This window comes from Rhizobium leguminosarum (assembly GCF_004123835.1).
In the GTDB taxonomy this organism is placed as follows: Bacteria; Pseudomonadota; Alphaproteobacteria; order Rhizobiales; family Rhizobiaceae; genus Rhizobium; species Rhizobium leguminosarum_M.
In genome coordinates, this window is sequence record NZ_MZMU01000012.1 from 831723 (window position 1) to 849593 (window position 17871).

Below are 17871 nucleotides of genomic sequence, written 5' to 3' on the forward strand. Positions count from 1 at the left end.
AGACGCCATGACATCGATCGCACATGAGCGTTTTCACGCCGTCGCCGAAGAGCCAGCTTATGCGCGCGAACACGCGCCGGCAGTGGGCCGTAGTGCGCCCGCGGCGATCAGCCTGACGGGGCTTGAAAAGAGTTTTGGGGCCAACCGCGTGCTGCGCGGCATCAACCTGCATATTCCGGCCGGCCAGTTCGTCGCCGTGATCGGCAAGAGCGGCTGCGGCAAGAGCACACTGCTGCGCATCCTGATGGGCCTCGACGAGCCGAGTGCCGGCGAGCCGCATTTCGAGGATGCCGACGGGGCGCAGGCGAGCCCGAACGCGCGCATCGTCTTTCAGGAGCCGCGGCTACTGCCCTGGCTTAGTGTCGCCGACAATGTGGTGGTCGGGCTCGGCGACGGCATCGACAGTCGGGCGGCGGCAAAGGCGGCCGATGCTGTGCTTGCCGAAGTCCAACTTAGCGAAAAGACCAGAGAATGGCCGGCGCGGCTTTCCGGCGGGCAGCGGCAGCGCGTGGCGCTTGCGCGGGCGCTGGTCAGCCGGCCCGGCGTGCTGGCACTCGACGAACCGCTCGGCGCGCTCGATGCGCTGACGCGGATCAGCATGCAGGAACTCATCAACCGTGTCTGGCGTGAACTCGGCTTCACCGCCGTACTCGTCACCCATGATGTCAGCGAGGCGGTGCATCTCGCCGACCGGGTCATTGTGCTCGACGAGGGGCGGATCGCACTCGATCTTCCCATTCCCTATCCGCATCCGCGCCGGCACGGCCATCCTGGCCTCGCCGAGCTGGAAGGCCGGCTGCTTGCCGCGATTCTCGGCACCGACGGCGGCCATTGAGCACCGGCTTGTTCGCGACGCTACATGACCTCGGCATAGGCGAGGCGTGTTGGTGCCAGCATGCATGACCCATGGCGAAAATGTATAGGCGCTTGGGTATGAGAAATTTACGCGCCTCTGCCAAAGGTGCGCTGCTACGCGCTCCAAATTCAGCAATAACTATTTTCTCAAGTCGTTTTACGTCCACCTTGACTCACTCATACCTCCATGGCTATACATCAATCAATAGCCAACGAGGTATTGATTGTAGATGTCGGACACCCAAGACGTGCTCTTCAGAACGCTCGCCGATCCGACCCGGAGGGCTCTTTTCGAACGGCTGTGCCGCGAAGGAGAGAAGACGGTCGGGGCTCTGACGGCTCGGGCCGGGGTCTCGCAACCGGTCGTCTCGAAACATCTCGGAATCCTCAAGCAGGCCGGATTGGTGCGCGACCGCCATGAAGGCCGCCAGACCCACTATAGCGCCCAGCTCGGTGCGCTGGCGCCGCTGGTCGACTGGACACGTGAGATGGCGGGCTTCTGGCAAAATCGGTTCGACCAGCTGGAAGATCTATTGAAAAGGATGGACCAATGACCGAAATTTCAAACGAAACCCGTTCCGTCATCGTCGAACGAGAGATCCCTTTTCCGCCGGAAAAGATCTGGCGCGCACTCACCCAACCGCATCTGATCGCGGACTGGCTGATGAAGAACGACTTCGTGCCGGTCGTGGATCACCGTTTCAAGCTGAGCGCGGATTGGGGCTCCGTCGACTGCCAGGTCCTGGAAGTCGAGCCGAATAAAACCCTGTCTTACACCTGGGCTGCCTATGATCTCGAAAGTGTCGTCACCTGGACTCTCACGCCCACGGGCGCGGGCACGCAACTGCGCATGGAGCAGTCGGGCTTCCGGCCGGATCAGCGGCAGGCTTACGGGGGCGCCAAAAGCGGTTGGCAGCAGTTCTTCGCAAAGCTGGAGCAGGTGCTGACGCGCATCGAGTGAGACCGCTGCCAAAACGGATCACGCCATCCGCTTCGCTTGTTTTCGCAGGAGGTTCTCTTGAATTGGAATAACTGGCTTCGGCAGATCCACCGTTGGCTGTCCGTTGCCTTTACGCTGGCGGTTATAATTAATATCATCGCGATGGTGCAGGAGAAATCGTCGGTCTGGGTGGGCCTCATGGCGCTGCTGCCGCTGACCTTGCTGCTGCTCACCGGTCTCTACTTGTTCGCGCTGCCATATGCCACCAGGTGGCGCGGCGCGGGACGCAGCGGAGGGTAGGAGTGAAGGCAATGTCCGGGAAGACATCCAAGACCGCAGCAGCCGCCAAGCCCGATACCGTGGAGCCGGTCCTTCTCTCGGGTGGCAACCCTCAGATCGCCAAGGGTTACGGCGACGCTCCCGTGCAAGCCTACATCGCCGCTATGCCCGGCTGGAAAAGCGACGTCGGGCGCCGTCTCGACGCGCTCATCACGCGCACGGTGCCCGGGGTGTATAAGGCCGTGAAATGGAACTCGCCCCTCTACGGCATGGAAGGGCAGGGCTGGTTCCTCGGCGTTCATTGCTTCGCGAAATATATCAAGGTCGCTTTCTTCCGCGGCACGTCGCTCAGTCCCATCCCGCCCGGCGAGTCCAAACAAAAAGAAGTGCGTTACTTCCACATTCATGAGGAAGACCAACTCGACGAGGCTCAACTCGCCGCCTGGGTGGAGCAAGCCAGCCAATTGCCCGGTGAACGAATGTGAGCGGATGCCAGGTCATCAGCACTTAAGGGACAGAGGGGAGATATCGATGAAGAAAGCCACGGCAACCCTGAAGAAGAGCGGCTCCAGCGAAGAGAAGGACGGTGACTCTCCTTCTCGATTGATCGATGCGAGAATCGAGGAGTTGAGCGATTGGCGCGGCGTGATGCTCGCTCGGGTCCGAACCCTCATCAGGCAGGCCGAGCCCGACGTGGTCGAGGAATGGAAGTGGAGAGGCGTTCCGGTGTGGGAGCACGCCGGGATCATCTGCACCGGCGAGACCTACAAAAGCGTGGTGAAACTGACCTTCGCCAAAGGCGCCTCGCTGGAGGACCCTTCCGGCCTTTTCAACTCCAGCCTTGACGGCAATACCAGGCGCGCCATCGATTTTCATGAGGGCGACGAGATCGACGAGGAGGCGTTGAAGGCGCTCATTCGCGGTGCTGTCGCACTCAACACTTCAAAGCGGGCCGCGGCTCGTCCTGCCGGCTCGGGGAAGAAACCAAGCAGCGCTTGAGGCTTGGCTTATTTCGCCTGAAACGCGTCGCGTCAAACTTGATTCATGCGAGGCGATTTGGTTTGCGTGACATGCGATCAGTGGATCGGGCTTTCCTCACGCTCGAGGAATAGTTCCAGGTTGTCGAGGCCGATCTCCGTGCCCTGGAGGCGGGCGCCGTTATCGGCGTAGCCGTCGAGGAAGACCACCTGTTCGGTGAAGACCATTTTTGTGCCGCCGGGTTCGGCTTCAAAGGCGACGGTTGTGAGCGATGCGGAGATGCGGCTTTCCCCAAGCTTCATCTCATAGGCATAGATGATGCGGGCATCGGGCACGATATCGATATAATGGGCGTCATAGGCGTGCAGAAGGCCGTCAGTATCGGCGACGTAGTTCCTTTCCGTGCCACCGGGGCGGAAATCGAGCCCGTAGTCCAGCGGCACCCACTCGCCATGGCAGGCGAACCATTGTCGTTTGGATTCCGGTGTTGACCAGGCGCGGAAGGCGCGGGAAATCGGCGCCTTGAGGTGGCGTTCGATGACGAGAGTGGCGTGTTCGGCGGATCGTGTCGTCATTCGGGAAGGGTCTCCGTTTCATTGGCGAGAAAGTGGTCCAGCCTGTCGAAGGTGGTCGTCCATTGGATCTTCCGCTGTTCCACCCAGCGCTCGACGGCGGCAAGCGCATCCTGCCGCAGGCGGTAGGTTCGCACCCGGCCGGATTTTTCGGAGAAAACGATGCCGCTTTCCTCCAGCACCTGCAGATGTTTCATCACCGTCGGCAGGGCAACCGCGAGCGGCGCGGCCAGTTCGGTGACGGAGGCCGGGCCGCGGCCGAGACGGTCGATCATGCCGCGGCGGCTGCGATCGGAAAGTGCATGGAACATGCGGTCGAGATCCGCCTGGCCGTCCATCATTCCGCCGCATCCCGGAAGCGGGCCGGCAGTCTCTCTTTGTAAGGATAGAACTTGAAGTAAGGGCGGGCCTCTTCCAGTGCCCTTGCAAAGGACGGGCGCGCCAGCAGTCGATCGTAGTAGCCGCGAAGGTTCGGCTGTTCCGATGAAAACGGAACCAGAGTCTCGGCATAAAAGAGGGCTGGGCCTGCTGCGCAATCGGCCATGGTGAAGCCGTCGCCTGATATCCATTGTTTGTCGGCGAGCTGCTTTTCGATCATCGCATAGGCGGTCGCGAGTGTTGCCTTGGCGGCGCCCACCTCGATCTCGTCCGTCGTGCCGTCGGGGCGCCGGCGATTGCTGACGATGGTCTGCATCGGCGCCTGGACATAGTGGTCGAAAAAGCGGTCCCAGAGGCGAACCTGCAGCGCCCGGTCGATCTCCAGCGGCAGCAGGCGAACGGGGCCGGGATAATATTGCTCGAGATATTCGATGATGATCGATGTCTCGGGGATGGTGCTGTCGCGCGCCTCGTCCCGCAGCAGCGGCATCTTGCCGATCGGCCAGAAGCGAAAGAGATCGGCGCGCGAGCTTTCGTCGGAAAGATCGACGATGCGATTCTCGAAGGGAGTGCCGTTTTCATAAAGCGCGATCAGCACTTTGTGGCAGAAAGAGGCGAGCGGATGCCCATAGAGCACGAGCGACATGCGGCGACCTTTCCTATCGTTGCGGTAAACTTTACCGATCGACTAACTATCAGGTCGTGACGCATCGCGCAACAGATACTTCGCCAACCGTGCAAGTATTCGTCAGCCGATATATCAGATGTTGGCGTCAGCCATTATACCGGGCTATCACCAAATGGCCTGGTGTCGGCTGGCCGTCTTCCATGCGCACGTTGATATCCGATATTTCGACGAGTTCGAAACCGGTGGCCGTCAGGCGTTCTCTGACATAGGCGTCGGCATGAGCAAAGCGCTGGTGCGGGCCGACCATGTAGGCGCGGCCGGCGAGTATTTCCTCGGGCAGGGTTTCCGACGAGAAGATGAACAGGCCGCCCGGCATCAAGTTCTCGGCGGCGCCGAAGAACAGCGGTTCGAGCGCGCCGAGATAGGGCAGCACGTCTGTGGCGGCGATGATGTCGAAGGCTTCCTCGTCGTTGTCGTCGAGGAAATCCTCGACCTCGGCGACGAAGAGCGTCTCGTAGAGATCCTTCTCATGGGCGATCTCGACCATCTTCTCCGATATGTCGATGCCGGTGATATCAGCGCAGAGGTCGCGCAGCGCGCCGCCGGTGAGGCCCGTGCCGCAGCCGAGATCGAGCAGCCGCTTGAATGGCCCGAGCTTCAGCGCCTGCAGCCGTTGGCGCACCAGCATCGGCACGTGATAGCCGAGCTGCTCGACGAGCACGTCCTCGAAAACCTCGGCATGCTGGTCGAACAAGGTCTCGACATAGGCATCGGGCGCCTTGACAGGCGTTTCGCCGCGGCCCATCGCGGCAATGCGCACGGCCGCACCGCCGTGATCGTCGGGATCAAGTGCCAGGACTTCCTCATAGGCTGCAACGGCCGCATCGACATCGCCGGCCTTTTCCAGCGCCAGCGCCCGGTTATAGGCCTCGCCAAGGGCTTCTTCGTCGATCTTCTTTGCCATCGCAGTCCATCGTCCTTTTGTTTCAGGCCGTCCTTTTGTTTCAGGCATGCGTCTAAGGCGGCTTTCGATGTTTTGCAATGGCGCGCTTGTGGGCGCAGAATGACCGAAAAGAAGACGAAGGGAGGAAAAGCCATGAAAATGGAGCAAGACAGGACGTCATTGGCACCGGAAGGAGAGGTTGTGCGGGCATTGCTTCCCAGTACGCCAGGCGAGGTCACCAACACGCTCAGCCACTACTACCGCGGCGAACTCGGGCGGATGACGAGTTGGCGCGACCGCATCGACCGAACGTCCAACTGGGCGATCACCGTGGTCGCAGCACTCCTCTCGGTGTCGCTGTCGACGCCGACCTCGCATCACGGGGTACTGCTGTTCGGGATGATGCTGGTGACGCTACTTCTGATGATCGAGGCGCGCCGCTATCGCTTCTTCGATATCTATCGCGCCCGCATTCGCCAGATCGAGCGCTGCTATTTCGCACAGATCCTTTCGCCTGACGCCCATGCTGGCAGCGAATGGGCGGTGACAGTCGCCAGCAGCCTGCGCAAGCCGCGCTTCCTGCTGAGTTACTCCGAGGCGATGCACCGCCGGCTCAAGCGCAATTACGGCTGGATGTATTTCATCCTGTTGCTCGCCTGGTGCTTGAAGATCTCGACGCCGAAACTGCAGACGGAGGGCATGCCGGCGCTGCAGGCGCAGTCGTGGGCCTATGTCATCGACAATGCCGTGCTCGGGCCGGTTCCCGGCCTTGCGGTCATTGCAGCCGTCGTGGCCTTCTATCTCGGCATGCTCGGTATCGCCCTGCGCCCGGATCGCGACGAAGGCGAATTCGGCCATGGCGAAGCGCATGTCTGATGCGGTGAGCATGATGTTACGCGAAAAAGCCGTTCACTCTTTTCGGCATCATGCTCCAGAGCCGATCAGTGCAGGATGAACTCGCCCTTCAGTGCCCGCCACTCGGTTGCCGAGATCAGCTGGCGGTGGATGTAGCGCACCGAATGCAGCGGCCCGTCCAGCTTCTCTTCCCAGAATTTCAGGAAGCCGCGCATTTCAGGAAAATCAGGGGCGAGGTCGTAATCCTGCCAAACATAGGTCTGTAGTATCACCGGGTGGTCCGGCAGGCGGTAGAGGATCTGGGCGGTGGTCAAACCATAGCCCTTCAATTGTTTTTCCATGTCCTTGTGCATCGTATTCCGCTTCTTCTTGTTCCCACTCGCGCACTTATTAGCGCTAGATGATATGGAAACATGCGAGTGGTTAACGAAAGCTTTGCAGATACTTCGTAAAAGAGCAATTTATTTTTTAATATCAATGGCTTGGCAGCATCGTCCTGAGAGTGCTGCTAAAGGTTCAGCGCTTGAGATGCCGCGTCAGGCGGCGCTCGATCCAGGCCCAGAGATGGCGCAAGGCCTCGACGATGGTGAGGTAGAAGATCGCCGCCCAAAGATAGGTCTGGTAGTCGAAGGTGCGGGAGAAGGCGTAGCGGGTTTCGCCCATCAGGTCGAGCACGGTGATGATGGCGACGACCGCCGAACCCTTGATCAGCAGGATGATCTCGTTGCCATAAGGGCGAAGTGCGACGATGAGAGCCTGCGGCATGATGATCTTGCGGAAGGCGATGAACTTGTGGATGCCCAGCGCACTCGCCGCCTCGTGCTGGCCATGCGGCACGCTTTCGATGGCGCCGCGGAGGATTTCCGCCTGGTAGGCCGCGGTATTGATGGTCATGGCAAAGAGGCCGCAATACCAGGCATCGCGGAAGAACCACCAGATGCCGACGGCCTCAAGCTGCGGCCGGAATATGCCGAGGCCGTAATAGACCAGAAACAGCTGGGCAAGCAGCGGCGTGCCGCGGAAGAAATAGATGTAGCCGTAGGCCAGCGCATTCAGCACCCGGTTCCTTGACATGCGCGCCACCGCAAGCGGCAGCGACAGGATGGCGCCGCAGATGACGGAAATGAAAACGAGGCTCAGCGTTATCCAGAGACCGTGGAGGTAACGCGGCCCGTAGCGGGTGAATTTTTCCGGATCCCAGCCATTGATGACGGAAATGACGAGAAGGACTGCGAGCACGGCCCAGATGGCGACAAAGATATAGCCGGCCATGCGCGCCGGCGTCATCGGCTTCATCACTTTGCGGGGTGCGGGCTGCGGCGGGATCAACGTTTCAGCGTAACTCATCGGCGGACCTCCGAACGCTTGGCCCAACGCTCGACATAGACGAGCAGAAAGGAAGAGAGGATTGCGAGCACCAGATAGAGGCAACAGGCCAGACCATAGAAGAAGAAGGGTTCCTTGGTCACGCGCACGGCGACACTCGTCTGGCGCAGGATATCGGCAAGGCTGATGATCGAGACGTAGGAGGTGTCCTTCAACAGCACCATCCAGAGGTTCGTCAGGCCCGGCAGCGCGATGCGCACGAGCTGCGGAAGGATAATCAGGCGTAGCGTGCGGCCGCTATGCAGCCCAAGCGCGTCGCCTGCCTCATATTGCCCCTTGGGAATGGCGCGGAAGGCCGAGAGCAGCACTTCCGAACAATAGGCGGAGAAGACGACCGAAAGCGCGATGACGCCGGCGAGGAAGGCGTTGATCTCGACCGGCGGCCCGTCATAACCGACGAAGGTCAGCAGAGACTGGATCAGCATCTGCATGCCGTAGTAGATGATGAAGAGCGTCAGAAGCTCCGGCAGGCCGCGGAAGATCGTCGTGTAGATGCCGGCCGCCAGCCGCAGCGGCTTTTCCTCCGACTGCTGGCCAAGCGCCACCAGGAAGCCGATGGCGAGGCCGATCGGCAGGGTAACGATCGCCACCGAAACGGTGACCTGCAGGCCAAGCGCAATCTCATCGCCCCAGCCGGTATCGCCACAGGCAAGAATCGTCGACTGACCTAACCAAGTGAAGATGCCAACGGGTCCGCAAAGCGGATCGAAAATATGCACAATCCAGCTCCAGAAGGAGCCCAGCGCGGAAAATAATCCGCCCATGCGAGAATTCCCCTCACGGCTTTTGCCGTTTTGATCTTGCCATCTTTGTCAAACAAAAATGGCGGAAGAGCAAGCCTTCCGCCATTATCTTCATCGGCCAGATAGCGAATTTCTTATTCGCCGTAAACGTCGAAGTCGAAGTACTTGTCCTGGATCTTCTTGTATTCACCGCTGGCGCGGATCGCAGCGATCGCTGTGTTCAGCTTTTCCCTGAGCGGGTCGCCCTTACGGATAGCAATTCCGGCGCCGTTGCCATTGATTTCCTTGTCGACCGGCAGGGTCGTCAGGATCTTGCAGCAGGCGCCGGCGTCGGACTTGACCCATTCGGAGAGAACGACGACGTCGTCGATGACGGCGTCGACACGGCCGCTGGCAACGTCGAGCTTGTATTCGTCAGCGGTCGGATAGAGCTTGAGCTCTGTGTCGGCGAGATGCTTCTCGGCATAGTTGGCGTGCGTCGTGGAGGTCTGCGCGCCGATCACCTTGCCCTTGAGGCCGGCGACGTCTGATATCGTCGAATCCTTCGGTACGGCAATGGCCGGCGGGGTGTTGTAGTACTTGTTTGAGAAGTCGACGAGCTTCAGACGCTCCGGCGTGATCGACATGGAGGAGACGATCATGTCGAACTTCTTGGCGTTGAGCGCCGGGATGATGCCGTCCCAGTCGGTGCTGACGAAGGTGCATTCCGCCTTCATTTCAGCGCAGAGCGCCTTGGTGATGTCGATGTCGAAGCCCTGGATCGTACCGCTGGCATCGACGAATTCGAAGGGCGGATAGGTCGAATCGGTGCCGATCACATATTTCTCGCCATCGGCCATGGCCGAGCCAGCGAAGAGGGACATCGCCGCGATCGAGGCTGCCGCGAAGATACGGGTAGAATTAAGCATGAGGATCCTCTCTGTTGGTAGCCGTCGCTCCTTTTTCTGTTGGGCTGACGGCCGCAGTTCAACGGTGCAGAGACCGCCTTGCGGCGATAATCAGACTTTTTTTCATGGAATTGCAACACAAATCCCATCGCAATTGTGCGGTGCAAATAACAGGCGAGATGAACGCCGGCAGACTGCAACATTCACGCGAGGTTAATCCCCGACTTCCTAGAACCGGAACAAATCGGCGGCTCGGCAATTGCCATTCCGCCGTTTCGCCTCAATGCGCAGCTAGGGGCGGAACCAGGGCCTGACGGCCTCAAGAAGCTCAAACAGGATCGAGGAAACCCGATGGGCATGAAATCAAGATTGTTCGCGAGCGCGGCTTTTCCGTTGCTTTCTCTGTCGCTGGCTCTGCAGCCGGCAACGGCGATGGCTGCCGTGCGCGACGTCGCGACGCAGGCATCGGTCGTGCGACAGGCCGAGCAAGGCAGCTTCGAGGTGGCGCAGGACGCGCCTTCCGAGGAGGAGTTGCTGAAGAAGAAGCGCAAGCAGCAGGAGGAAGCCCCGGCCGAAAAGGCGCCGGCCGCCGAGCAGCCGGCGCAGCAGGAAGCGCCCCCGGAAAAGCCGAAGGCTGAGCGCAAGGAAGCTCCGGCGCCTGAACCCAAGGCAGAGCCGGAACCGCCCAAGGCCGAAGCAGCGCCGAAAGAGGAGCCTGCTTCGCAGCCGGAAAGCAAGCCTGAGCGGAAAGCCAAATCGGAAGCGCAGCCCGAGGCGAAGCCGGAGGCCGAGCAGCCGGTAACCCAGGAAAAACCGAAGAAGCCGAAGAAGACTGAGGCACAGCAGGCCGAGCCCGAACAGCAGCCGGCAGCAAAGGAAGCTCAGCCGGAAGCGGAGCAGGCACAGCCCGAAGCCAAGCCGGAAGGCGGCAAACGGGATAAGGGACAGGACAAGGCCCAGGGCGGGGATAAAAGCAAGGGCAAGGCTGAGAAAGAAGCTCAGCCTGCCGCTCCCGAAGCCGTGACGCCGACTGCGGACTCGGCCAAGCCCGAGGAAAAACCCGCCGCCGAGGCGCCGGCCGAGAAAAAGCCGGCAAAGGGCGAGACTGCAGCACCAGCAGACAAAGCACCCACAGACAAGGCGACTGAAGGCAAGGCAACCGAAGGCAAGGCGGCGGCACCGGAAGCCGTGCCCGCTGAAAAGCCCAAGGATGGCACGGCGGCAAAGCCTGCCGGTGAACAGCCCGCCGGCGCACAGCCGACCGCGCCCGCGACTGACACTGCCCAGCCGCTGCCGGATGCCAGCGGCGGCCAGCAGGTGGAGCAGGCTATTCCAGCGCCGGAAAAGGCTTCGCCCGAGGAGCTGGAGCGCCGTAAGAAGATCGCCGCAGATCCGGCCAAGAGCAGCGAGACCGTCGTGCTGCCCGTGGAGAACGGTGCGGCCGTGCTCGACAGCGACAAGGATGCCGACCGCAGCAAGGGCCGGGAAGGCCGCCGCGACCGCGACAGGCAGCGCGCCGACAGCCAGGAGGTGAAGGTGCCGACCTCGGATGCCGATGCACAGGCTTTGAGCGGCGCCAAAGCGCCGGCGCCAGTCAAACTCGAGGCGGTGACCCGCGAGAAGGGCAGGAAGCTCGATGAGCGGCCACGATTCGTCCGTCCTGACGGCGCGCGCTTCGATGACCGCGGCGACGACAGCCGTGTGATCATCCAGTACGACAACAGGACGATCGTGCGCGGCGACGACGACAGACGTTTCCTACGCGACGGCGAACGGCCGAGCTACGAAGAGCTGTCAGGCGACCGCTACCGCGAGACGATCACGCGGCCGGAAGGCTATCGCATCGTGACGATCCGCAACCGTTACGGCGACATCATCCAGCGGTCGCGCGTCGATGCCCGCGGGCGCGAGGACGTGCTCTATTATTCGCAGGACCTCTATGACGATCCGGACCGCGACTATTTCGAGGATCCGGGCGCCGACCTGCCGCCGATGCGGCTGCGCGTACCGCTCAGCGACTACATCATCGATACTCGCAGCGACCCGAACCGGGACTATTACGAGTTCCTGAGCGAGCCGCCGGTCGAGCCGGTCGAGCGCGTCTATTCGCTGGATGAGGTGAAGTACTCGGCCCGTATCCGCGACAAGGTGCGTCGCATCGACCTCGACACGATCACCTTCGCGACCGGCAGCGCCGATATCCCGATGACCCAGGCGCGGACGCTGCGCAAGGTCGCCGACGCGATCAGCCAGGTGCTCGAGAAGGATCCGAGCGAAACCTTCCTGATCGAGGGGCATACCGATGCTGTCGGCTCAGACCAGAGCAACCTGATCCTCTCCGACCAGCGGGCGGAATCGGTCGCCAACGTGCTCTCCGACGTCTACGGCATCGCGCCGGAGAACCTCGCGACGCAGGGTTATGGTGAGAACTACCTGAAGGTCAACACGTCGGCCCCCGAGCAGGAAAACCGCCGCGTCACCATCCGCCGCGTCACGGCACTAGTCCGCCCGGTCGCTGCCAACAAGTAATGATGTTGCCCCTCCCCATTTCCGGGGAGGGGCATTTCGGTCTTGCTTCTGCTTTCCAAGTGGCTTGAAAGATGGTGGAGAAGTGCGGCTCGCTCTTCTGCCAGCGGGCGGTGCCGGCAGGGAGCGGATTGTCGTCGATCTTCGAGGCATTGCGACGCCCTATAGCGCCTATGCGGCGCTGCCGACGCCGCGTACGCCGCAGATCGCGATGGCCGCATGCCCTTTTGGTGGATTGCCGGATAAGCTCACTGTGCTTTCTTAGCCGACCGTATCTCCGGTACTTTTAAGGAAAAAGTGCATTTTTTGGGTATCAATTGGAACGCTAATTCTGTCATCCGGGCCAACGCGCGATGACGCGTCGATTTGGGCAGTAAAGGCCGCTGACCCGACCTTGCCGATCGCCAGTGTATATGGACCGAGGGGCTCGATATCGGCGACCTGAAGGCTCACCGTTGAAACGTTGGGATCCCTAACCATAGTATGCTCCGGTCGGATTCCGAGAACCACTGATTGTCCCACTGCCGCCGAAAGGCGCTCGGCTTTTTGCGTAGGAACTGCAATGTCGACGCCACCTTCAGCTTGGAAGGCAATTCCACCGGAGTTTTGCACAAGTCGCCCCTCGATGAAATTCATGCTTGGCGAGCCGATGAAGGCAGCGACAAAGAGATTCTTCGGGGATTCATAAAGGGTGATCGGATCAGCGGCCTGCTCGATCCGCCCTTGATTCATAACCACGACCCGATCTGCCATCGTCATCGCCTCTACCTGATCGTGTGTAACGTACACGATCGTGGTTTTGAGCCTGCGGTGTAACAGCTTGATTTCTGTTCGCATTTCAATGCGCAATTTAGCGTCGAGGTTGGACAGCGGTTCGTCGAACAGGAACACATCCGGCTGGCGAACGATCGCTCGGCCAATCGCCACACGTTGGCGTTGGCCACCTGAGAGCGCGTTCGGCTTGCGTTTCAAATAGGCACCGAGATTGAGAATGCGCGCCGCATTTGCAACGGCGGCATCGATGTCCTGCCTCGGCGTTCCGCGCACCTTCATGCCGTAGCCGATGTTTTCGGCGACTGTCATATGCGGATAGAGCGCGTAATTCTGAAACACCATCGAGCAATTGCGCAGACCCGGGCGCAGCGTAGTAACGTCCCGCTCACCGATACGGATTTCCCCTGATGTCGTCTGTTCCAGCCCCGCGATCATCCGCAGGGTGGTTGTCTTCCCGCAGCCGGAAGGCCCGACAAGAACCACGAATTCCTTGTCGGCAATTGCCAAATCGAGCGGAGGAATGACCTCAACGCTACCAAAGGATTTGGTGACCTGATCCAAACGCACCTGGGACATGCTGTAACCTTTTCATGAGAATTCCATCGCCTGGCCCAGCGCATCGGCCCGAAAATCGGAATCGATTTTCGGAAAGCACGATGCGAGGATTGAAAGAGTTAGAGCGTCCTTTGTGCGTCCGAAAGGACGCACGGCGCTCTAAGCGGCGATGGTTTCCTTCTTCTTTCAACGATGTCTAATCCCATCCCGGCACCGCCGGGATGGGATGTTGAGGATGGGCTTACTTCGCAGGCAGGCCCATCGACGAACGATAGGCTGCCAGTTGCTTGTCGCGGCCGAACTCGTCCGTCAGCTTGTTCCATCCGGCAGCCACGGTATCCAGCGCCTGCTGCGGCGTCACTTCTCCAGCCAATGCCTTGGAAAGCTCGATCTCAAGAATTTCCGTATAGGAGAAATAGCCCGGCAGGCGCATGTCGAGCGCCGTGTTCTTGGCGGTCACCGCGTCCTCCTGGCTTCCAAGATATTCCTTCGCCTCACGCTCGGAAAAGATCTTCGACCACAACGCAGTATTTGTCGTGTGCGAAAGACGGTAAGGATTGACGCCTGTGCCGCCGGTAATCGCCGCCTGACCGGAAACTGCTGGGCTCGTCAGGAACTGGATATAGTTCCAAGCTGCCTCCTGCTTCTTGGACGACGACGGAACAGCCGCCTGCCAACCGCCGAAGGCCATGAAGGAAGTCTGGACGACCTCGGGCTGCTTGTCCCACTTCTTGGTCTTGTAGTTCCAGATCTCGTCCGAGCCCGGCAGCGATGCCGAACCGACATTGCCGGCGACCTTGGACTGCTTCGGGTCGGCGGCGATGACGCCGGTATCGCCCCAGCCGATCGATTCCGCGACCTGGCCACCGGCAAAGGCGGCATTGACTTCGCCGAAGGAGAAGTTGAGCGCGTTCGGCGGTGCGAGCTTGGAGGCGCGGATATATTCCTCAAGGCCGCGCACCCAGCCCGGATTGTTGACCTGCGCATCCATCGTGTCAGGATCGAAGAACATGCCGCCGGGATTGTCGGGATGGCTGGTGTATCCCGCAACGTGACTGAACAGGAACCAGAATTGCTGGCCACCACGGCGGAAGGCTTCCGCCGTGCCCCAAAGGCCCTTGTCCGGCTGCTGGAAGAATTCAGCGATGTCGAGATACTGCTTCCATGTCTTCGGCGGGGCCAGATCGTAGCCATACTTCGCCTTGAAGGCGCTCTGGTTTTCCGCGTTTTCAAACAGATCAATGCGGTAGGTATAGGTATGGGCATCACCGTCCATGGTCTGCGACAGGACCTTGCCGTTCCAGACCATCAGTTGCTCGCGGTAAACCGGCGCGATGTCCTCCCAGTCGGCACCTGATTGCATATTCTTCGGCATTTCCGAGAGAAAGTCGGTGAAGTCCGGTGCCCAGGCCGGCGCAAAGGCAACCACATCGAACGTGTCTTCGCCCGAGGTCAGCGAGGTTACGATTTTCGGATAGAGTTCCGACCACGGAAATTCGACGACATTTACCTTGCCGCAGGTCTTTTCTTCCCAGCCCTTGGCCGCGAGTTGCAGCGCAGAGGCAATATAGGGGCCTGTCTGCGTCGTGGCGGTGAGCGTGACACCGGTGTAGTCCGGTTCGCAGGCGAGCGCGGATGTGACGCCCGCCGCAGCAAGTAGTCCTGCGGCCGTTGAACTCAATAGCAATCTTTTCATGTTTTCCTCCCGGAATTGAACAATGACTAGGGTTGTCGAACGGTCACTTTATTGCTCCTAAAAGCAGGCCAGACCGCATTAACCTGCTCAAAATGCCCGCCATGACGACCATCGGTATGATCGCGACCAGGGCGGCTGCCGATATCGACCACCACTCGTCGCCACGCTGGCTGTTTTGCCCTGCGACGAGAATGGGAAGTGTCTGCCATTTGGAACTGGTCAGGAAGAGCGCGAACAGGAACTCGTTCCAGACGAAGGCGAGCGTGATCATGAATGTCGCGATCAGGCCCGGCTTGGACATGGGCAGGACGATACCGAAGAAAATTCTCCACGACGGCACATTGTCGACCATCGCCGCCTCTTCGACTTCTACCGGCAGTGCCGCAAAGAAATCGCGCATCAGCCAGATCACGATCGGCAGCGAGAAGGCGACATAGGCGAAGGTGAGGCCTGTATAGGTGTCCACCAGCTTGAACCCCAACTTGCCCATTTCCGTATACATCAGGAACAAGGCAAAGGCGGCGACGATCGGCGGAAACATGCGCTGGCTCACAAACCAGAAGACGATATCATCATTGCCGAGGAGCGGCCCTGGAAGCTTCATTCGGCTGGAGCCGATGGCGAGCGCAAGCGCTGCAACAAAGGCAAAGATCAGCGAAATAGCCTGCCCGTAGCCCAGCACATGACGGCCGAGCAGATATCCGCCGAAGGCAACAACGACGAAAATCACGCCGGACAGCAGCTTGACCTCGAAGGTGAAGCGCACCAGCGCATAGGCTGCCATGGATCCGATGAAGGTGGCCAGCACCGATGCGGAAAGCCCGATGATCGTCGAGGCGATGAAGGTGTTGTAGAACTGGCCGCGCGCGCCCGACAGAAGCTCGCTCCAGGCTGTCAGCGTCGGGTCGAAGTCGACAAATGGAATATAGGTCGGCCCGCCGACGACCCCAAGCGGCGACTTGAACGAGGTGATCGCGACCCAGTAAAGCGGAAAGAAGGTGAAGGCTAGCCAGAGTAGGCAGCCTGCGAGCGCCCACCAGCGGCCGGATCCTTTGAGGTCACGCACGCTCATTTGTGCTTCTCCAGATAGGGCTTCAGGATGGCGAGATAGACGAGCCCGATCACGGTAATGACGATCAGGAACAGGAAGGACAGGGCGGAGGTGTAGCCGAGGTTGAACTTCTTGAAGCCCTCCTGATAGGCGAACAAGGTGAGCGTTTCGGTCGAAATGCCAGGCCCACCGCCTGTCATGACGAACACCGTGTCGATGATCTTGTAGCTCTCGATGAGGCGGATGAAGACCACAGCCACCGAAATCGGCAGCATCATCGGGAAAGTGATCCCCCAGAACTGCTGCCAGGGGCTGGCATTTTCAAGCGCGGCAGCCTCGTAGACGTCCTCTGGCAGGGTTTGCAGCCCGGCAAGAAGCATCAGGATGACGAAGGGTGTCCACTGCCACACTTCGACGGAAATGATGGCGCCGATAGCCCATCTGGTCTGCGTCAGAAACGGCAGATTGGGAAAGCCGAAGGCGGTCATCAACTCATTGAGCGGGCCCATCGTCGGGTTGAGGATCTGGCGGGCAATCAGTGCAACGGCGACGGGCGCCACCAGCATTGGCACCAGGAAGCTGACCCGGAACAAACCTTCGCCAGGCACGCGACGGCTGAGCGCCAGCGCCACGGAAAAACCGATGACATACTGCAGCGACACCGCAACAAAAGCGATGATCGTCGTCGTCCAGGTGACACTCCAGAAGCGCGGATTCTGAAGCAATTCCGCATAGTTGCCGAAGCCGACGAAATGCGCGGGGATCGGCGGCACGAGCCGCAGGCTCATGAAGCTGGTGGTCAGCGAATAGATCAGCGGGAAGATCGAGATCACCAGCACGATCAGCAACGCCGGCCAGATGAAAAAGTGTTTGACCGGATCGTTGCGGGTCATGCCGCGCCTCCTTTCTGGAGAAGCGCCTCAATTTCTTCGATCGTCGGCATTGCTGGCGCGGTACCCCGCCGCGTCACCGCAATACCGGCGGTCGCGCAGCCGAAACGCACGGCCTCGACCGGACTAAAGCCCCGCGAGAGCGCTGCCGAGAAGCCACCGACAAATGCGTCGCCGGCGCCGGTGGTATCAATGACCGCTCCCGACGAGACCGCCGGAACATGAACCGATTGCCCGGCCGTATGATACAGAACACCGCGACCACCCAGTGTGATCAGCGCGGCTTTCACGCCTTTGACAAGAAAGGCGTCGCCAGCCCGTCTGGCGTCGTCGAGCGTGTCGAGCGGAAAGCCAACGATGGCCGCCGCCTCGGTCTCGTTTGGCACGATATAGTCACAGAGCGGATAGATCGTGTCCGGAAACGGCTCGGCCGGCGCTGGATTGAAAACAGTGGTAACGCCGGCCACATGGGCGATTTCGAGGGCGCGCTGCGCCGCTTCAGCCGGTTGTTCGAGCTGGGTCACGAAAACGGCCGATTGCTCGATGGTTTCGCGGGCCGCCTCAACATCACCAACGCCGATGGTGCCTGCGGCACCTGGATAGACGATAATCGCATTGTCGCCGTTACTGTCATTGACGTAGATGAAGGCAGCGCCGGTCGGCATATCGTCCATCTGTACAACCTTCGGCGTCACCCCTGCTTCCGCATAGGTCTTCAGCGCCATATCGCCGAAGGTGTCGCGGCCGATCTTCGAGATGAAGGAGACTGTTCCACCGGCGCGGGCAGCAGCGACAGCCTGGTTGGATCCCTTGCCGCCCGGGCCTACTGCAAAACCGGTCCCGGTGATGGTCTCGCCAACGTTTGGCATGCGCTTGGCCAGATAGGCCGTGTCGGCGACGAAAATCCCGAGGATCGAAACACCCACCTTCATTTC

22 protein-coding genes are annotated in these 17871 nt (G+C 60.4%); 9 read left to right on the top strand and 13 right to left on the bottom strand.

The window, feature by feature from the left end:
- Positions 1–7 precede the first annotated feature (7 nt).
- The 6 genes from B5P46_RS20915 to B5P46_RS20940 all read left to right on the top strand — a co-directional run bounded on the left by B5P46_RS20915 (position 8) and on the right by B5P46_RS20940 (position 3073).
- A complete protein-coding gene (locus B5P46_RS20915) occupies positions 8–835 on the top strand; it encodes an ATP-binding cassette domain-containing protein (protein WP_129420381.1) in 828 nt (275 codons plus the stop codon).
- Between the two features lie 250 nt (positions 836–1085).
- Positions 1086–1409 (top strand): ArsR/SmtB family transcription factor, encoded by a 324-nt coding sequence (locus B5P46_RS20920; protein WP_129420382.1) that lies wholly within the window; start codon positions 1086–1088, stop codon positions 1407–1409.
- The gene (locus tag B5P46_RS20925; protein ID WP_017994327.1) at positions 1406–1816 is read left to right on the top strand and encodes an SRPBCC family protein; all 411 of its coding nucleotides are present in this window, start codon (positions 1406–1408) and stop codon (positions 1814–1816) included. Before B5P46_RS20920 ends, B5P46_RS20925 begins: the two co-directional genes overlap by 4 nt.
- A 57-nt stretch (positions 1817–1873) precedes the next feature.
- The gene (locus tag B5P46_RS20930) at positions 1874–2095 is read left to right on the top strand and encodes a hypothetical protein (protein ID WP_129420383.1); all 222 of its coding nucleotides are present in this window, start codon (positions 1874–1876) and stop codon (positions 2093–2095) included.
- Between the two features lie 11 nt (positions 2096–2106).
- The gene (locus B5P46_RS20935; RefSeq protein WP_129420384.1) at positions 2107–2559 is read left to right on the top strand and encodes a DUF1801 domain-containing protein; all 453 of its coding nucleotides are present in this window, start codon (positions 2107–2109) and stop codon (positions 2557–2559) included.
- Between the two features lie 46 nt (positions 2560–2605).
- On the top strand, positions 2606–3073 hold the full coding sequence (locus B5P46_RS20940; RefSeq protein WP_129420385.1) for a DUF1801 domain-containing protein: 468 nt from the start codon (positions 2606–2608) through the stop codon (positions 3071–3073).
- A gap of 77 nt (positions 3074–3150) precedes the next feature.
- On the opposite strand, the gene B5P46_RS20945 is transcribed toward B5P46_RS20940, so the two are convergent.
- The 4 genes from B5P46_RS20945 to B5P46_RS20960 form a co-directional block, all read right to left on the bottom strand.
- Positions 3151–3627, bottom strand: coding sequence for an SRPBCC family protein (locus B5P46_RS20945; RefSeq protein WP_129420386.1), 477 nt, complete (start codon positions 3625–3627; stop codon positions 3151–3153).
- The gene (locus tag B5P46_RS20950) at positions 3624–3965 is read right to left on the bottom strand and encodes an ArsR/SmtB family transcription factor (protein WP_129420387.1); all 342 of its coding nucleotides are present in this window, start codon (positions 3963–3965) and stop codon (positions 3624–3626) included. Before B5P46_RS20950 ends, B5P46_RS20945 begins: the two co-directional genes overlap by 4 nt.
- Positions 3962–4648 (bottom strand): glutathione S-transferase family protein, encoded by a 687-nt coding sequence (locus B5P46_RS20955; protein WP_129420388.1) that lies wholly within the window; start codon positions 4646–4648, stop codon positions 3962–3964. Before B5P46_RS20955 ends, B5P46_RS20950 begins: the two co-directional genes overlap by 4 nt.
- A gap of 127 nt (positions 4649–4775) precedes the next feature.
- Positions 4776–5594 carry a class I SAM-dependent DNA methyltransferase gene (locus B5P46_RS20960; RefSeq protein ID WP_129420389.1) on the bottom strand — a complete coding sequence of 273 codons (819 nt, stop codon included), beginning with the start codon at positions 5592–5594 and terminating at the stop codon, positions 4776–4778.
- A 132-nt stretch (positions 5595–5726) separates the two neighbouring features.
- Here B5P46_RS20960 and B5P46_RS20965 point away from each other — a divergent pair, with 132 nt between their 5' ends.
- On the top strand, positions 5727–6449 hold the full coding sequence (locus B5P46_RS20965; protein WP_129420390.1) for a DUF2270 domain-containing protein: 723 nt from the start codon (positions 5727–5729) through the stop codon (positions 6447–6449).
- Between the two features lie 65 nt (positions 6450–6514).
- Here B5P46_RS20965 and B5P46_RS20970 read toward each other — a convergent pair whose 3' ends face one another.
- The 4 genes from B5P46_RS20970 to B5P46_RS20985 all read right to left on the bottom strand — a co-directional run bounded on the left by B5P46_RS20970 (position 6515) and on the right by B5P46_RS20985 (position 9465).
- Positions 6515–6781 (bottom strand): usg protein, encoded by a 267-nt coding sequence (locus tag B5P46_RS20970; RefSeq protein ID WP_062942183.1) that lies wholly within the window; start codon positions 6779–6781, stop codon positions 6515–6517.
- A gap of 163 nt (positions 6782–6944) precedes the next feature.
- On the bottom strand, positions 6945–7775 hold the full coding sequence (locus B5P46_RS20975; protein WP_129420391.1) for an ABC transporter permease: 831 nt from the start codon (positions 7773–7775) through the stop codon (positions 6945–6947).
- Positions 7772–8578 carry an ABC transporter permease gene (locus B5P46_RS20980; protein ID WP_129420392.1) on the bottom strand — a complete coding sequence of 269 codons (807 nt, stop codon included), beginning with the start codon at positions 8576–8578 and terminating at the stop codon, positions 7772–7774. The genes B5P46_RS20975 and B5P46_RS20980 overlap by 4 nt, the downstream gene beginning before the upstream one ends.
- A gap of 113 nt (positions 8579–8691) precedes the next feature.
- Positions 8692–9465, bottom strand: coding sequence for a transporter substrate-binding domain-containing protein (locus B5P46_RS20985; RefSeq protein ID WP_129420393.1), 774 nt, complete (start codon positions 9463–9465; stop codon positions 8692–8694).
- 330 nt (positions 9466–9795) lie between these two features.
- Here B5P46_RS20985 and B5P46_RS20990 point away from each other — a divergent pair, with 330 nt between their 5' ends.
- The gene (locus tag B5P46_RS20990) at positions 9796–11973 is read left to right on the top strand and encodes an OmpA family protein (protein WP_129420394.1); all 2178 of its coding nucleotides are present in this window, start codon (positions 9796–9798) and stop codon (positions 11971–11973) included.
- Between the two features lie 82 nt (positions 11974–12055).
- Positions 12056–12235 (top strand): hypothetical protein, encoded by a 180-nt coding sequence (locus B5P46_RS20995; RefSeq protein WP_129420395.1) that lies wholly within the window; start codon positions 12056–12058, stop codon positions 12233–12235.
- Here the strand turns inward: B5P46_RS20995 and B5P46_RS21000 are convergent.
- The 5 genes from B5P46_RS21000 to rbsK form a co-directional block, all read right to left on the bottom strand.
- Positions 12232–13320 carry an ABC transporter ATP-binding protein gene (locus B5P46_RS21000; protein WP_129420396.1) on the bottom strand — a complete coding sequence of 363 codons (1089 nt, stop codon included), beginning with the start codon at positions 13318–13320 and terminating at the stop codon, positions 12232–12234. The two genes, B5P46_RS20995 and B5P46_RS21000, sit on opposite strands and share 4 nt — an antisense overlap.
- A 220-nt stretch (positions 13321–13540) precedes the next feature.
- Positions 13541–14995 (bottom strand): extracellular solute-binding protein, encoded by a 1455-nt coding sequence (locus tag B5P46_RS21005; RefSeq protein WP_129420397.1) that lies wholly within the window; start codon positions 14993–14995, stop codon positions 13541–13543.
- 43 nt (positions 14996–15038) lie between these two features.
- Positions 15039–16067, bottom strand: a complete 1029-nt coding sequence (locus tag B5P46_RS21010) for a carbohydrate ABC transporter permease (RefSeq protein WP_112846370.1) — start codon at positions 16065–16067, stop codon at positions 15039–15041.
- Positions 16064–16939: a carbohydrate ABC transporter permease gene (locus tag B5P46_RS21015; RefSeq protein ID WP_003560016.1), complete on the bottom strand. Its 876-nt coding sequence runs from the start codon at positions 16937–16939 to the stop codon at positions 16064–16066. Before B5P46_RS21015 ends, B5P46_RS21010 begins: the two co-directional genes overlap by 4 nt.
- Positions 16936–17868, bottom strand: a complete 933-nt coding sequence (rbsK, locus tag B5P46_RS21020) for a ribokinase (RefSeq protein ID WP_129420398.1) — start codon at positions 17866–17868, stop codon at positions 16936–16938. Before rbsK ends, B5P46_RS21015 begins: the two co-directional genes overlap by 4 nt.
- Between the last annotated feature and the right edge of the window lie 3 nt (positions 17869–17871).

Coding starts and splice junctions, on each gene's coding strand:
- B5P46_RS20950 (WP_129420387.1), bottom strand. CDS start 3,965: ATGATGGACGGCCAGGCGGATCTCGACCGCATGTTCCATGCACTTTCC.
- B5P46_RS20940 (WP_129420385.1), top strand. CDS start 2,606: ATGAAGAAAGCCACGGCAACCCTGAAGAAGAGCGGCTCCAGCGAAGAG.
- B5P46_RS20935 (WP_129420384.1), top strand. CDS start 2,107: ATGTCCGGGAAGACATCCAAGACCGCAGCAGCCGCCAAGCCCGATACC.
- B5P46_RS20960 (WP_129420389.1), bottom strand. CDS start 5,594: ATGGCAAAGAAGATCGACGAAGAAGCCCTTGGCGAGGCCTATAACCGG.
- B5P46_RS20980 (WP_129420392.1), bottom strand. CDS start 8,578: ATGGGCGGATTATTTTCCGCGCTGGGCTCCTTCTGGAGCTGGATTGTG.
- B5P46_RS20970 (WP_062942183.1), bottom strand. CDS start 6,781: ATGCACAAGGACATGGAAAAACAATTGAAGGGCTATGGTTTGACCACC.
- B5P46_RS20925 (WP_017994327.1), top strand. CDS start 1,406: ATGACCGAAATTTCAAACGAAACCCGTTCCGTCATCGTCGAACGAGAG.
- B5P46_RS20920 (WP_129420382.1), top strand. CDS start 1,086: ATGTCGGACACCCAAGACGTGCTCTTCAGAACGCTCGCCGATCCGACC.
- B5P46_RS21000 (WP_129420396.1), bottom strand. CDS start 13,320: ATGTCCCAGGTGCGTTTGGATCAGGTCACCAAATCCTTTGGTAGCGTT.
- B5P46_RS21010 (WP_112846370.1), bottom strand. CDS start 16,067: ATGAGCGTGCGTGACCTCAAAGGATCCGGCCGCTGGTGGGCGCTCGCA.
- B5P46_RS20975 (WP_129420391.1), bottom strand. CDS start 7,775: ATGAGTTACGCTGAAACGTTGATCCCGCCGCAGCCCGCACCCCGCAAA.
- B5P46_RS20990 (WP_129420394.1), top strand. CDS start 9,796: ATGGGCATGAAATCAAGATTGTTCGCGAGCGCGGCTTTTCCGTTGCTT.
- B5P46_RS20955 (WP_129420388.1), bottom strand. CDS start 4,648: ATGTCGCTCGTGCTCTATGGGCATCCGCTCGCCTCTTTCTGCCACAAA.
- B5P46_RS20965 (WP_129420390.1), top strand. CDS start 5,727: ATGAAAATGGAGCAAGACAGGACGTCATTGGCACCGGAAGGAGAGGTT.
- B5P46_RS20985 (WP_129420393.1), bottom strand. CDS start 9,465: ATGCTTAATTCTACCCGTATCTTCGCGGCAGCCTCGATCGCGGCGATG.
- rbsK (WP_129420398.1), bottom strand. CDS start 17,868: ATGAAGGTGGGTGTTTCGATCCTCGGGATTTTCGTCGCCGACACGGCC.
- B5P46_RS20945 (WP_129420386.1), bottom strand. CDS start 3,627: ATGACGACACGATCCGCCGAACACGCCACTCTCGTCATCGAACGCCAC.
- B5P46_RS21015 (WP_003560016.1), bottom strand. CDS start 16,939: ATGACCCGCAACGATCCGGTCAAACACTTTTTCATCTGGCCGGCGTTG.
- B5P46_RS20915 (WP_129420381.1), top strand. CDS start 8: ATGACATCGATCGCACATGAGCGTTTTCACGCCGTCGCCGAAGAGCCA.
- B5P46_RS21005 (WP_129420397.1), bottom strand. CDS start 14,995: ATGAAAAGATTGCTATTGAGTTCAACGGCCGCAGGACTACTTGCTGCG.